The organism is Streptomyces sp. NPDC093801 (genome assembly GCF_040701585.1).
GTDB lineage: Bacteria > Actinomycetota > Actinomycetes > Streptomycetales > Streptomycetaceae > Streptomyces.
Genome location: NZ_JBFBDP010000002.1, coordinates 40,721 through 54,665 on the forward strand (window position 1 = coordinate 40,721; position 13,945 = coordinate 54,665).

Genomic DNA, 13,945 nt, shown 5'->3' on the forward strand with positions numbered 1-13,945 from the left:
CCGGCCGGGGCGGAGCGGGGGGTCGCCCGCCGGTACGGGGAGACGTCGTCCACGATGAGGCCCTTCCTGGTCCGCCGGCCGGTCGAAGCCATTGTGCGGGCAGCCACGAGAGGCCTTGGACCAGGGGTGCTCCTCCACGGCTGTGCGCGCTCCCGCCGAGCCGCGGCCTAGCGGTGGAGGCGGCTCGGCCAGTCCTGCGGTACGCGGCCCGCGGGGCCGGGGGCCGGCTGGTCGGCGGGGTGGCCGTCCGGCGGGGCGAGGCCGGGCCCGGACTCGTACAGGGTGTCGGTGGCGTAGTCCCAGAACCAGGCCTCGCCCGGCTCGAAGCTCTGGACCAGCGGATGCCCGGTGGCCTTCCAGTGGCCGGTGGCGTGCTGGGCGGGCGAGGAGTCGCAGCAGCCGACGTGGCCGCACAGCGCACAGCGCCGCAGGTGGAACCACCAGCCGCCCACCGCGTCGCAGTCGGCGCAGCCGGTGCCGCTGGGCGGGACGCCCGGGTCGATCCCGTCGATCTCGGTCATGCGGGCTCCTCCTGCGTCTGGTCCGCGGTGTCGGTGTCGGTGTCGGTGTCGGTGTCGGTGTCGGTGTCGGTGGCGCCGTCCGGGCCGGATCCGGCGTCCTCCTCGGGCGCGGTCAGCGGCAGCAGGACCCGGAACCGGGTGTCGCCGGGTACGGACTCCACCTGGAGGCTTCCGTGGTGCTTGTTGACCACGATCCGCCAGGAGATGTCGAGTCCGAGCCCCGTGCCCTCGCCGACCGGCTTGGTGGTGAAGAAGGGGTCGAAGATGCGGTCGCGGATCTCCGCGGGCACGCCCGGTCCCGTGTCGCGGAACTCCACCAGCAGCCGGTCGCCCTCCCGCGCGGTGCGGACCGTCAGGGTGCCCTCGCCGCCGGCGCTCCCGATGGCGGACACCGCGTTGTCGATGAGGTTGGTCCACACCTGGTTGAGCTCCGCCGGGTAGGCCGGCACCTCGGGCAGGGTGCGGTCGTACTCCTTGACCACCCGCACCCGGGGGCCGATCTTGCCCGAGAGCATCAGGAGGGTGCTGTCGAGGAGTTCGTGGACGTCGGCGTCGCGGTGCGGGGCGCGGTCGAGCTGCGCGTACTGCTTGGCCGCGTCCACGAGGTGCGTGATGCGGGTGGTGGAGTCGTCGATCTCGTCCATCAACAGCTCGGTCTCCACCGTGTAGTTGAGCCAGCCGATCGCCCCCGGCAGGATGTCCTGCGCCACGGTGGCCGCGACCTGCTCCAGCCAGTCCGTGTCCAGTCCGGCCTGGACGAAGGCGGGCGCGATGCGCCAGCCCTCCGGGATGCCGTGGTCCTCCAGCCAGTCGGAGAGCTCGTCCTCCCGGTCGGAGGCCTCCAGCGGGCTCAGCACCGGCGCCTTGGCGACGCGTTCGGCGGTCCGCTCCTGGATCTCGATCAGCTCGGCGAGGGCCTCGCGCGAGTACGGGCCCCGGGCGATGACGGCCAGCTTGTGCCGCATCTTGCCCACCCGCTCGCGCAGCGCCGCCGTGGCCCGCACGGCCGCCGCGGCCGGGTTGTTGAGCTCGTGCGTGAGCCCGGCCGACAACGAGCCCAGCGCCAGCAGCCGTTCGCGCTGCCCGATGGCCCGCTGGGTGTCCTTCGCCCCGAAGAACAGGCCCTCCAGCAGGTGCGCGGCCATCGGGAACCACTCCTGCATGATGTCCGCGAACGACTGCGCCGACAGCACGAAGAACCGCGTCGGCCCGGTCACCCGCATGGAGTTGACGTACGTCTGCGGGACCCGGTCGCCCAGGTACGCCTGCATGGCCCCCGCGTACACCCCGCGCTGCGAGGTCCGGCTCACCTCGACGTCGTCGGCGCCGACCCGCCGGTAGAGGACGACCGTCCCCTCGAGCATCACGTAGAAGCAGGTGGCCGGTTCGCCCTCGGTGTACACGGGACCGGCCTCGAAACGCTCCACCCGGCCTTCGGAGCACAGCCTCCCGAGCTGTTCCGGCGAGAGCTTCTCGAACAGGAACAGCGAGCCGATCTCCCGCGGGTCGCAGGACACTTCCCGTGCGCTCATGACTGCTCCAGATAGCGGTGGACGAGCATGACGGCCATGGCTCCCTCACCCACCGCCGACGCGACCCGCTTCGCGGACTGGGCGCGCGCGTCGCCCGCCACGAACACCCCGGGGACGTTGGTCTCCAGGTGGTACGGCGGCCGGTCCAGCTCCCACCCGGCCGGCGGCCGCCCGTCCGGCGTGAGGTCCGGCCCGGCCAGGATGAAGCCGTGCTCGTCGCGCAGCACCGTTCCGTCCAGCCAGTCCGTCAGCGGGGCCGCGCCGATGAAGACGAACATCCACTGCGCGTCGACGCGTTCGGTGGCGCCGGTCGCGGCGTCCCGCAGGGTCAGGCCCTCCAGGTGCCCCTCGCCGTGTGCCGCGTCCACGACGGTCCGGGGCCGCACCGCGATGTTCGGTGCCTCCTCGATCTGCTGGATCAGGTAGTACGACATCGACGCCGCCAGCGACTCCCCGCGCACCAGCAGCGTCACCGACTTCGCGCCCCGCGCCAGGTACACCGCCGCCTGGCCCGCGGAGTTGGCGCCGCCGACGACGTACACGTCGTGCCCCTCGCAGGAGGCCGCCTCGGTGAGCGAGGAGCCGTAGTACACCCCGCGCCCGGTCAGGTCCCCGCAGCCCGGAGCGCCCAGCTGCCGGTACGAGACCCCGGTGGCCAGGATGACGCTGTGCGCGGCCACCGAGGAGCCGTCGGAGAACCGCACGACGCGCGCCGGGCCGTTGACCTCCAGCCCCGTGACCTCGCGCGCCGTCAGGATCTCGGCACCGAACCGGGTGGCCTGGCGGCGGGCGCGCTCGGTGAGCTGGGCGCCGGAGACCCCGTCGGGGAAGCCCAGGTAGTTCTCGATGCGGGAGCTCTGGCCGGCCTGGCCGCCGGTCGCCGACCGCTCGACCAGGACGGTGCGCAGCCCCTCGGACGCCCCGTACACCGCCGAGCCCAGCCCGGCGGGGCCGCCGCCGATGACGACGAGGTCGTAGAAGGCGGAGGCCGGCGTGGTCGCCAGTCCCACCCGGGCGGCCAGCTCCGGCACGTCCGGTTCGACCAGGGCGTCCCCGCCGGCGGTGACCACCAGGGGCAGCCGCAGCCCGTCGGCCCCGGCCGCCTCCAGCAGCCGCCGCCCCTCGGGCTCGTCGGAGGAGTACCAGCGGTAGGGCACCTGGTTGCGGGCCAGGAACTCCCGCACCTCGGAGGAGCGCGCCGACCAGCGGTGCCCGACCACCTTGGTGGCCGGCACCGGCCGGTGGTCGCTGGAGCGCCAGGCCGTGAGCAGGTCGTCCAGGACCGGGTAGAGCTTCTCCTCCGGCGGGTCCCACGGCTTGAGCAGGTAGTGGTCGAGGTCGACGACGTTGATCGCGTCGATGGCCGCGTGGGTGTCGGCGTACGCGGTCAGCAGCACCCGCCGGGCCCCCGGGTACACGCCGAGGGCCTGCTCCAGGAACTCGACGCCGTTCATCTGCGGCATCCGGTAGTCGGCGAGGAGGACGGCGACCAGGTCGCCCCGCAGCTTCAGCTCGCGCAGCGCCTCCAGCGCGGACTCCCCGGACTCGGCGCGCACGATCCGGTACCCGCCCCCGTAGCGCCGCCGCAGGTCGCGGGCGATGGCACGGGACACCCCCGGGTCGTCGTCCACCGTGAGGATGACGATCCGCGCCGCGTCGCCGGCCTGTGCCATGCTCCTCCGCCCTGCGCGCCCGGGACGCCCGCCGGCTGCCCGAGCGGGCTCCCGCCCATCGTAGGTGCGATCCCCCGGGGCCGCTCCGGCACGAGGCGGCGCGAGCGGGGCGGTCAGGGCCGGTACCCGGCCAGGAGGGGGTCCGGGGGGCCCGGGAGGGGTGGCCGAGGAGGGTGCGGAGGGTGGCGTACGCCGTCGTGTCGCCCGCCGGGAGGGCGCCGGTGGAGGCGTCGAGGACCGGTTTGGCGTGGCGGGAGCCGCCGCGGTCGGTGCGGATGGACTCCAGCGCCCCGGCGGTGCGGGCGTGGGCGTCGCCGAAGCCGCCGACTCCACGCCCGGCAGCTTCAGCTTGGTGGACAGGCCGGGATCGGCGAAGGCGGGGCCGGGGTCCTCGCCGGCCAGGTCCCGGGCCACCGGTTCGGCCCTGTGGTAGCCGGGGCCGACCAGGCCGTGGCAGTCGACGGCGGCGCAGTCGCCGACGGCCCGGATCAGCGGGTCCGCGGTACGGCAGCGGGCGTCGACGAGGAAGCCGCCGCGTTCACCGTGGCCGGGCCGCCCCCGGCGGCGAGCTCGTCGCGCGGCCGCACCCCGGGCGCGAGCCGCCCGTCCGCCGAGCGCGCCCAGCCCGGTCCGGGGAGGACGGGTGCGGCGCCGGTGGCCGGCACGGGGCGGTCGTACGGGTGTGCCTCCCCGCCGGAGGCGTGCACCAGGCATCGGAGCGGGTCGGGGCGGACGGCCCGGACGCCGAGCCGCAGTGCCGTGCCCGGGGGCGGCTCCGGCAGCCGCAGCGCCCCCGCGGGCGGGGTGCCGTCCAGGACGGCCGTCAGCAGGGGCCGGCTGTTCCGGCGGCTCAGTCGGAGAAGGAGCCGTGCCGCCCGGCCCCGGAGGCGAAGCGGGCGGCACCCGAGAGGGTCTCGCCGGCCGACAGGGGCACCATCCCGTGCCGCAGCTCGTTCGCCAGCGCCTCGCCCTCCGCCAGCCCGTGCTGCTCCCGCACGGAGAGCCGGTCGTGGCGCAGGCACAGCTGCGGGAAGGCGGCGATCTCCCGCGCGAGTTCCTCGGCGGCCCGACGGGCCTGCCCGGGCGGCACGAGGCGGTTGGCCAGCCCGATCGCGTGGGCCTCGGCGGCCGGGACCGGACGGCCGGTCAGGACCAGGTCCATCGCCCGGCTCTCGCCGATCAGGCGGGGCAGCCGGACCGTGCCCCCGTCGATGAGGGGCACGCCCCAGCGGCGGCAGAACACCCCGAAGACCGCGTCCTCCTCCACCACACGCAGATCGCACCAGAGCGCCAGCTCCAGCCCGCCGGCCACGGCGTGGCCCGCGACGGCCGCGATCACCGGCTTGGTCAGCCGCAGCCGGGTCGGGCCCATCGGACCGTCGCCCTCCGGCTCGACGCGGTTGCCGTCCGCGGTCCCGACGGCCTTGAGGTCGGCGCCCGCGCAGAACGTCCCGCCCTCACCCCACAGCACCGCGACCGACGCCGACCCGTCCGCCTCGAACTCCCTGAAGGCGTCCGCCAGGCGACGTGCCGTCGGCCCGTCCACGGCGTTGCGGGCCGCGGGCCGCGACAGCACCACCGTGGTCACGGCCCCGTCCCGCTCGACACGGACGGCGGGGGCGGCATCGGGTTCGGTCATGGCGGCATTCTCGCCCGCCCGCCGCCAGCTGAACAGGCCCGGCCGAACCCCCACCCGTCCCCGGAGACCCGGCGCCGGGCCGACCACGGGCATCCGGCGCCGACCCGACTCCGGAGATCCGTCGCCGGGCCGGCCCTGGGGATCCCGCGCCTGCCCGCCCCTGGGTTTCCGGCGTCGGGCTGGCCACGGGCATCCGGCGCCCGGGCCGGCCGTGGGTTCCGGCGCCTGGCCGGCCCTGGGTTTCCGGCGTCGGGCTGGCCACGGGCATCCGGCGCCCGGGCCGGCCCTGGGGTTCCGGCGCCCTGCCCGGCCCTGGGGTTCCGGCGTCGGGTCGGCCGCGGGGATCCGGCCTCCTGCCGCCCGCGGGCCAAGGTTCGGGGGAGCCGCCCGTCCTCGGCGGCCGGCGCCGTTCCGCCGGCGCGCCGTGCGGGTCAGCCGATCCGGCGGGCGCCCGCCGCCGGTACGGCCTCCAGTACGGACGGAGCCCCGAACCCGGCCGCCGCGAAGGCGTCCGCCACGGCGCCGGCCACGGCAGCGGCCCCGTCGGCCCGCACCAGCGCGATCACCGAGCCGCCGAAGCCGCCCCCCGTCATCCGGGCGCCCAGCGCCCCCGCCGCGACGGCGGCCGCCACCGCGAGGTCGGTCTCCGGGCAGGAGACCCCGTAGTCGTCCCTCAGCGAGGCGTGGCCCGCCGTCAGCAGCGGGCCCAGCGCCCCGGGTCCGCCCGCCGTCAGCAGCTCCACCGCCCGGGCCACCCGCGCGTTCTCCGTCACCACGTGCCGGACCAGCGGGACCAGATCCGCCGGCAGGCGCCCCAGCGCCCCTGGAAGCTCCGGCTCCGCGAGGTCCCGCAGGGCGGGCAGGCCCAGCAGCCGCGCCGCCCGTTCGCAGCCCGCCCGCAGCGCGGCGTACGCCCCGTCGGCCAGGTCGTGCTTGACCCCCGTGTCGAGCACCAGCAGCCGCAGCCCGTGCCCCCCGAGGTCGAACGGCACCTGCCGGACCTCCAGGCTCCGGCTGTCCAGGTGCAGGGCGCTGCCCTCGGTGCAGCAGACCGAGGCCATCTGGTCCATGACCCCGCAGGGCACCCCCGCGAAGGCGTTCTCGGCGTACTGGGCCACCCGCGCCAGCTCCGGCCGGCCCAGCCCCAGCCCGTACAGCTCCTCGTACGCCACGGCCACCGCGCACTCCAGCGCCGCCGACGACGACAGCCCGGCCCCCGTCGGAACCGTGCTGTCCAGGTGCAGGTCCGCGCCCCCGACGGACAGCCCCCGCTCGCGCAGCGCCCAGACCACCCCGGCCGGGTAACGGGCCCAGCCGGGCACCGCGCCCGGGGCTAGGTCCGCCACCCGCAGCTCGGTGACGGCGCCGTCGCCCTGGGCGCTGTGCAGCCGCAGCAGCCCGTCGGGGCGGCGGCGGGCGGCGAGCACGGCGGTCTGCGGCAGGGCCATGGGCAGGGCGAAGCCGTCGTTGTAGTCGGTGTGCTCGCCGATCAGGTTGACCCGCCCCGGAGCGGCCCACAAACCCTCGGGAGCACCCCCGTGGACCCGCCCGAAGTCCCGCACCACCCGCGCGTTCACCGGGCCTCCCGCAGCCGCCGCGCCGCCGTCTCCGGCGACACGTCGTTCATGAACGCGTCCATCCCCGACTCCGTCCCGGCCAGGTACTTGAGCTTGTCGGCGGTCCGCCGGACGGTGAACAGCTCCAGGTGCAGGGCGAGTTCCTCTCCGCCCGCCGTCGGCGCCTGGTGCCAGGCGGAGATGTACGGGGTGGGCTCCGCCAGCCCGAACAGCCCGTCGAAGCGCCCCAGCAGGTCCAGGTAGAGGCCGGGGAACTCGGCCCGCTCCGCCTCGGTCAGGCGGGTCAGGTCGGGCACCCTGCGGTGCGGGTAGAGGTGGACCTCGTAGGGCCAGCGGGCGGCGTACGGGACGAAGGCCGTCCAGTGCTCCCCGGCCAGCACCACCCGCTCCGTGGCGGAGCGGGCCTCGGCGAGGAGGTCCTCGAAGAGGTTCCGCCCGGTGGCGGCCCGGTGGGCGGCCGCCGCCGCGAGGTGCTTGGCGGTGCGCGGGGTGGGGACGGAGAAGGCGTAGATCTGGCCGTGCGGATGCGGCAGGGTGACGCCGATCTCCGCGCCGCGGTTCTCGAAGCAGTACACCTGCGCCACGCCGGGACGGGCGCGGAGCGCGGCGGTGCGGTCGGTCCAGGCGTCCAGCACCAGCCGGGCCCGCTCGGGGGTGAGGTCGGTGAAGCCCGCCGCGTGCTCGGGCGTGAAGCACACCACCTCGCACCGCCCGGCATCGCCGGAGAGCGAGGGGAAACGGTTCTCGAAGACGGCCACCTCGTAGTCGGCGGCCGGGATCTCGCTCTGCAGCCCGTCCCGCGAGGGGCACAGCGGGCAGGCGTCGGCGGGCGGGTGGTAGGTGCGGGTCTGCCGGTGGGCCGCGATGGTGACCCAGTCACCGGTGGCCGGGTCCCGGCGCAGCTCCGGGCTGCTCCCGACGCGGTCCAGGGGGCGCCGGTCCGCGGCCGAGCGGTCCCGGCCGGGGGCGCTGTCGTAGTAGATGAGCTCGCGGCCGTCCGCGAGCTCGGTGACGGTCGTGTACACGTCCTCGCCTGTCTGTCGGGGGAGTGCGCGGGGAAGGGAGCGGTCAGGAAGGGCCGGCCGGGGCGGTGGAGGCGCGGATGACCAGCTCGGGGTCGAAGAGCAGCTCCCCGGTGGGCACCTCCCGGTTGCCGACCAGCGCGAGCACGCTGCGCCCCACCTCCAGCGCCAGCCGGTCGGCGGGCTGGCGGACCGTGGTCAGCGGCGGGTCGGTGAACTCGGTGACGCCCGTGCCGTCGTAGCCGACGACCGACACGTCCTGCGGGACGGACCGGCCCTGCCGGCGGATCCCGCGGATCGCGCCGAGCGCCATCCAGTCGCTGGCGGCGACGATCGCGGTGGCGCCGAGCTCCAGCAGCGCGGCGGCCGCGGCCTGCCCGCCCTCCACGGTGTACGACTGGCGGATCACCCGGCGCCCGGCGTCCTCGATCCCGCGCCGGGCCATGGCGGCCAGGAAGCCCTGGACCCGGCGGTCGGCGGGGCGGTTGCCGGCCGGGCCGGACGCCATGCCGATCCTGCGGTGCCCCAGCCGGTACAGGTGGTCCACGGCCAGTTCGGCGGCGAGCAGGTCGTCGGTGGAGAACACCGGGACCGCCACCCCGTCGGCGAACTCGCCGTTGACGCCCACGTACGGGACCCGGCGCTGGCGCAGCACCTCGTAGGCCTCGGTGTCGGCGCCCTCGACGGTGTTGGAGGCGGAGAGGAAGACCACGGCGGCGATGCCCTTGTCCACCAGGGAGGAGATGAAGTCGAGTTCCTGGACCCCGCCCGCGAAGGCGGGGCAGAGGACCGTCTTCAGCCCGTGCGGGGCGAGCGCCGACTCGATGCGCTCGGCGACCTCGGCGAAGAAGGGGTTCGACACGTGGTCGGTGACCACGGCCACCAACCGGCCCTGGGTGGTGCGCTCGTAGCCCAGCTCGGCCATCGCCCGCTCGACCGCCTCCCGGGTCTTGCGCGACACGCCCTGGCGGCGGTTGACGACCCGGCTGACCGTCGCCTCGCTGACCTGCGCGCGGGCCGCGACGTCGGTGATCCCTACCTTCATCGCCGTCCTTCCGTGACCGTGATCGACGCCAGGCCGCCGCGGGGGACGGCCAGCGTGTGCGGCCCCTCCCCGAACAGGGCCGACGCGGACTCGATGATACGGCCGTCCGGGGCGTGGATCACGCGTGCGACCTCGGCCGGACCGCCCCGTACGGACAGCGTCAGGGTCTGGTGAGCGGACCCGTTGACCAGCTCCACCCGGCGGTGGGCGGCCAGGTCGAGGGGGACCACCACCCGGCCGTGGACGGTGACCACGCAGCGGTCGCCGTCGCTCGCCCGCACCAGCGGGTACAGCTCGTCGGGCCGTCCGGGCTCCACCTCCCCGTCCAGCAGCGCCGCGCGGTGGGTCCGCCACCACCGCAGCCAGAACGCGACGGCGTCCCGGTGCGCCGGCGGGAGCCGGTCCAGGCGGACGGACAGCTGCGGAACGGCGTGGAGGGCGCCGATCAGCTGCCGGGCGACCGCCTCCACGGGGGCCTGCGGGGACCACAGCAGCATGTCGGAGTGGACGGCGCCGCCCACCGCGAGCAGGCCGGTGTCCAGGGTGCGCACCCGGTTGGCGGTGGCGTCGGCCGGGCAGTCGAAGGAGCGCAGCATGTTGCCGAAGGGGGCGGTGCCGGGCCCGGTGTAGGGCTGGCGCAGCTCCAGCAGCAGCCCCTCGGGGCGGACCTCCTCCAGCGCCGTGCGCACCTCGCCGAGCAGGCCTGCCATGGCGCGGCCCACGTCGGGGCCGCCGTCGCCCGCGTAGACCATCGCCTGGTCCAGGAAGTCGAGCTTCAGCCCGTCCAGCCCGTGGTCGCGGACCAGCCGGACGCACAGGTCCACGACGTGGCGGCGGACTTCGGGCCGGCGCGGGTCGAGGACGTGCGCGCCGGGCACGGTGGCGGGGACGGGGGCGTACGGGGCCCAGCGGGCGTGGCAGTCGGCGCCCGGGCCGAGCAGCAGCGGGGCGGTCCAGGCCAGGTAGCGCAGGCCCAGGGCGCGGACCCGGGCGACATGGGCGGTGAAGTCGGGGAACGCGGCGGGGTCGGGCCGCCAGTCGCCGAGGCCGGCGTAGCCGCGGCCGTGGCCGTACTCCTGCCAGCCGTCGTCCAGGATGAGGGTCCCGCAGCCCAGGCCGGCGGCGAGTGCGGCCTGGGTCTCGACCTCCCCGGCCCCGACGTCCTGGTTGAAGGCGTACCAGGTGGAGTACACGGGCGTCCGGGCGCCCTCCGGCACCGGCATCGGCGGCCGTTGCCGGGCGTACCAGGCGCGCAGCTGCCGCAGGGCCGCGGCCGCCGACGGGGCGGCCGGGACGAGCAGGACCCGGTGCGGCCCCTCGCCGGCGGGCAGCCGCAGGTGCACGACGTGCGTGTCCTCCTCCTCGGAGACCCCGAAGCGCACCGTGGTCTCGGGGGCGGGGTCGGCGGCGGCGAAGGTGAGCAGCGTGGCCCCGGAGTGGTCGTAGAGGCAGCCGGCGGCGAGCCCGTCGACCAGGGAGACCGAGGCCCGGCCCTCCCAGTCGGCGACCAGGGTGCGCCGCCAGCCGCCCTGCGGGTGCCAGTACCCGGCGGTGTCGCCGAGCGGGACGCGGAAACGGACCTCGGCGGGGGCGCCACCGGTGTCGGCCTCCAGCATCCGCAGGCCGTCGGGGAGTTCGGCGAGGGTCCAGGCGGCTTCGGCGGGCACGGCGGCGCCCGGGGAACGGGCGAGGACGGCCACCTCCACCGTGTCGAGCAGCGGGGCGTACGGGGCGGGGGCCAGGCCGGCGGTGGTCACCGGGTCGGCGGCCGCCGCGGGGGTTTCGGTCGGCATGGTCACTCCTTCACGGCGCCGGCGAGCAGGCCGGAGACGAAATGGCGCTGGAGCGCGAGGAATACGGCGGCCATGGGCAGGGCCGCGACGGAGGTTCCGGCGAGGATGGCCCCGTAGTCGGTCTCGTCCAGGCCCTGGAGGGAGGCGAGGGCCACCGGCAGGGTGAACGAGGCCCCGTCGCGGAGCACGACCAGCGGCCAGACGAAGTCGTTCCACTGGTAGAGGAAGAGGAAGATCGCCAGCGCGGCCAGGGCGGGCCGCATCGGCGGCAGCGCCACCCGCAGGAAGAGCCGCAGCTCCCCGCAGCCGTCCAGCCGGCCCGAGTCGAGCAGGGAGGCGGGCAGCGTGGCCATGGACTGACGCATCAGGAAGACGCCGAACGGCAGCGCCAGGTTGGGCAGGACCACCGCCTGGTAGGTGCCCAGCCAGCCCAGGTCGGCCATCATCCGGAACAACGGCACCAGGGTGACCTGCGCGGGCACGACCAGGCCGAGCATCAGCAGGCCGAACAGGGCCTCGCGGCCGCGGAAGCGGTAGACGGCGAACCCGTAGCCGGCCAGCGTGCAGACCGCGCCGGCGCACACGGTGTAGACGGTGGCGATCAGCAGGGAGTTGAGGAGCACCCGGCCGAACTGCGCGGAGTCCTGGAGGGAGCGCAGGTTCTCCGTCAGGTGGCCGCCGGGCAGCAGGGGCGGTGGGGAGGCGAAGAGCTCGGCGGAGCTGTGGGTGGCGCCCACCGCCAGCCAGTAGAACGGGATCGCCACGACGGCCAGCGCGATGGCGAGCCCCGAGGTCAGCAGCAGGCTCCGGGCCCGTCGGCGGGCGCCGGGCGGCAGCGGGGCGGCGGTCATTCCTTGTCTCCCAGCACGCGGAACTGGATCAGCCCGAGGGCGGCGATGAGGACGGCGAGGGCGTACGCGACGGCCGAGGCGTAGCCGAAGTCGAAGTACTTGAAGGCGTTCTGGTACAGGTACACGCCGATGGTCAGGGTGGCGTTGTCCGGGCCGCCGCCGGTGAGGACGTACGGCTCGTCGAAGAGCTGGAGCGTGCCGACGGTGGACAGGACCGCCGTCAGCAGCAGCACGGGGCGCAGCCCGGGCAGGGTGACGTGCAGGAACGTCCGCCACCCGGCGGCCCCGTCCACGGCGGCGGCGTCGTACAGCTCGGCGGGCACGCTCTGCAGCCGGGCCAGCAGGATCACCGCGTTGTAGCCGGTGTAGTGCCAGGTCAGGGCGATGCCGAGGGAGACCTGCGCCCACAGGGGATGGGTCAGCCAGGGCACCGGGCCGGCTCCGAGCAGGCCCAGCAGCCAGTTGACGAGCCCGTAGTCCTTGTTGAGCAGGACGGAGAAGACGATGCCGTACGCGACCAGGCCGGTGACCATCGGCAGGAAGAAGCCCAGCCGGAAGACGGAACGGCCGCGCAGCAGGCGGGAGTCGAGGGCCACGGCCAGGCCGGTGGCCAGGGCCAGCATGACCGGTACCTGGACGGCGAGGAGGACCGCGGTGTTCTTCAGGGCCGTCCAGAACAGCGGGTCGTGCAGCAGCCGTTCGTAGTTGTCGGTGCCGGCGAACGTCCGGGTGCCGCCGGCCGTCCGGTGCAGGCTGAGCACGAACGACGAGGCGATGGGGTAGAGCCGGAACACCGCGAACAGCAGCAGGGCGGGCAGCACGAAGAGGTACGGGGCGGGGCGCCGGCGCGCACGGCGGCGGGGTGGCGCCGCCGCCCGGGCGGCCGTGTCCACCGCGGTCACCGGACGGCCTTGCGGCCCGTCTGCCGGGCGAGCTGGTCGGCCGCGTCCCGGAGCACGGCGGCCGGGTCGGCGCCCTTGAGGAGCACCTTGGACTGGGCGTCGGTGACCAGCTTCAGGGCGCGGGCGTAGTCGGCGGTGTAGTCGAAGGCGGGCTGCGGGGCCTTGAGCGCGGCGAGGAAGGTCTCGCCCTTGCGCTGACCGCTGAAGAAGGCGGAGGGCTCGTGGAAGAGGGCGTCCTCGTAGGCGGCCATCAAGGCCGGGGCGATGCCCTTGTCGCGGTAGATCCGCACCTGTGAGGCCGGGCGGGTGAGGGCGAACTCGACGAAGGACCAGGCGGCGGCCCGGTGCCTGCTGCCGCCCGCCACCGCGAGGTGGGTGGAGTTCACCGTGGCGGCGGTGGAGCCGCCGCGCCGTACGGCCGGGGGCAGGCGGACCTTCCACTTCCCGGCCTCGCCGGGGACCTGCTCCTCGATGATCCCGCCGAACCAGGTGGGCATGGGCTGGACTGCCGTGGTGCCCTGCTTCAGGGCGCTCATCAGGGCGTTCCAGCCCCCGGCGAGGTCGGCGACCAGCTCCGCGTCGTTGAGGGTCTTGATCAGGGTCATGGCCCTGACGGCCTCGGGGGAGCCGAGGGTGATCCGCCCCTCCAGGTCGAAGTAGAAGGCGCCCTGGAGCTGGAGCAGCATCTGGAAGAAGTTGGCGGCGTCGGCCTGGGAGGCGGGCTTGTCGAGGCCGATCAGGAACGTGCCGGTCCTCGCCTTCAGCTGCTTGCCCGCCTCGACGGTGTCGTCCCAGGTCTGGAGGGCCTCGGCGTCCACCCCGGCCTTCTCGAAGAGGTCCGCGCGGTACCAGAAGCCGGCGGAGTTGGCCTCCCAGGGCAGGGCGTTGACCCGCTTCCCGTCGGGCGAGACGGTCTGCCACAGGCCCGGGGCGAAGGCGTCCTCGTGGGCGGTCGCGCCCAGCGGCGCCAGGTCGGCGAGGCCGCCGGGGAACTTCTCGACGTAGCCGGGGAGGTAGTCCACCCCGATGTGCAGGACGTCGGCGAGGCCCTGGCCGCCGGCCGCCAGACCGGTGGTGATCTTGTCCCAGATGGCCGGGTTGCCGATGTCCTCGACGGTGACCTCGATCCCCGGGTACTTCGCGTGGAACTCCGGTATCAGCGCCGTGAGTTCGGCGGCCGGGCCCTGCCAGGACCAGACGGTGATCCGGCCCTTGTCCTTCTCGCCGTCGGCCCCGCCGGCCGCTGCGGTGTCCGAGCCGCCGGAACAGCCGGCGGCGGCAGCGAGCGCGAGGCCCGCCCCGATCGCGCCGCCCGCCCGCAGCACGCTGCGACGGTCAACTTCCATGCGCATCCCCTCCGTTGGTTGCTGGCTGGCCGGAACTCAATCAC

Annotated in this window: 12 protein-coding genes; all 12 read right to left on the minus strand. The window is 75.3% G+C overall.

From position 1 onward, the window contains the following. Positions 1-167: 167 nt before the first annotated feature. On the minus strand, positions 168-521 hold the full coding sequence (locus AB0469_RS01950; RefSeq protein WP_366449336.1) for a UBP-type zinc finger domain-containing protein: 354 nt from the start codon (positions 519-521) through the stop codon (positions 168-170). Further along, a complete protein-coding gene (locus tag AB0469_RS01955; protein ID WP_366449337.1) occupies positions 518-2,053 on the minus strand; it encodes an ATP-binding protein in 1,536 nt (511 codons plus the stop codon). Before AB0469_RS01955 ends, AB0469_RS01950 begins: the two co-directional genes overlap by 4 nt. Further along, positions 2,050-3,726 carry an FAD-dependent oxidoreductase gene (locus AB0469_RS01960; RefSeq protein WP_366449338.1) on the minus strand — a complete coding sequence of 559 codons (1,677 nt, stop codon included), beginning with the start codon at positions 3,724-3,726 and terminating at the stop codon, positions 2,050-2,052. Before AB0469_RS01960 ends, AB0469_RS01955 begins: the two co-directional genes overlap by 4 nt. Before the next feature lie 488 nt (positions 3,727-4,214). Next, the gene (locus AB0469_RS01965) at positions 4,215-4,391 is read right to left on the minus strand and encodes a hypothetical protein (protein WP_366449339.1); all 177 of its coding nucleotides are present in this window, start codon (positions 4,389-4,391) and stop codon (positions 4,215-4,217) included. A 185-nt stretch (positions 4,392-4,576) separates the two neighbouring features. After that, complete coding sequence (locus AB0469_RS01970) at positions 4,577-5,365, minus strand: crotonase/enoyl-CoA hydratase family protein (protein ID WP_366449340.1); 789 nt, start codon at positions 5,363-5,365, stop codon at positions 4,577-4,579. A gap of 431 nt (positions 5,366-5,796) precedes the next feature. After that, positions 5,797-6,942, minus strand: a complete 1,146-nt coding sequence (galK, locus tag AB0469_RS01975) for a galactokinase (protein ID WP_366449341.1) — start codon at positions 6,940-6,942, stop codon at positions 5,797-5,799. After that, on the minus strand, positions 6,939-7,967 hold the full coding sequence (galT, locus tag AB0469_RS01980; protein ID WP_366449342.1) for a galactose-1-phosphate uridylyltransferase: 1,029 nt from the start codon (positions 7,965-7,967) through the stop codon (positions 6,939-6,941). The genes galK and galT overlap by 4 nt, the downstream gene beginning before the upstream one ends. A 43-nt stretch (positions 7,968-8,010) precedes the next feature. Then, positions 8,011-9,009: a LacI family DNA-binding transcriptional regulator gene (locus AB0469_RS01985; RefSeq protein ID WP_366449343.1), complete on the minus strand. Its 999-nt coding sequence runs from the start codon at positions 9,007-9,009 to the stop codon at positions 8,011-8,013. Continuing rightward, positions 9,006-10,802: a glycoside hydrolase family 36 protein gene (locus tag AB0469_RS01990; RefSeq protein WP_366449344.1), complete on the minus strand. Its 1,797-nt coding sequence runs from the start codon at positions 10,800-10,802 to the stop codon at positions 9,006-9,008. The genes AB0469_RS01985 and AB0469_RS01990 overlap by 4 nt, the downstream gene beginning before the upstream one ends. A gap of 2 nt (positions 10,803-10,804) precedes the next feature. After that, positions 10,805-11,653, minus strand: coding sequence for a carbohydrate ABC transporter permease (locus AB0469_RS01995; protein WP_366449345.1), 849 nt, complete (start codon positions 11,651-11,653; stop codon positions 10,805-10,807). Then, positions 11,650-12,555 (minus strand): sugar ABC transporter permease, encoded by a 906-nt coding sequence (locus tag AB0469_RS02000; RefSeq protein ID WP_366449346.1) that lies wholly within the window; start codon positions 12,553-12,555, stop codon positions 11,650-11,652. Before AB0469_RS02000 ends, AB0469_RS01995 begins: the two co-directional genes overlap by 4 nt. Beyond that, positions 12,552-13,901, minus strand: a complete 1,350-nt coding sequence (locus tag AB0469_RS02005; protein WP_366449347.1) for a sugar ABC transporter substrate-binding protein — start codon at positions 13,899-13,901, stop codon at positions 12,552-12,554. The genes AB0469_RS02000 and AB0469_RS02005 overlap by 4 nt, the downstream gene beginning before the upstream one ends. Between the last annotated feature and the right edge of the window lie 44 nt (positions 13,902-13,945).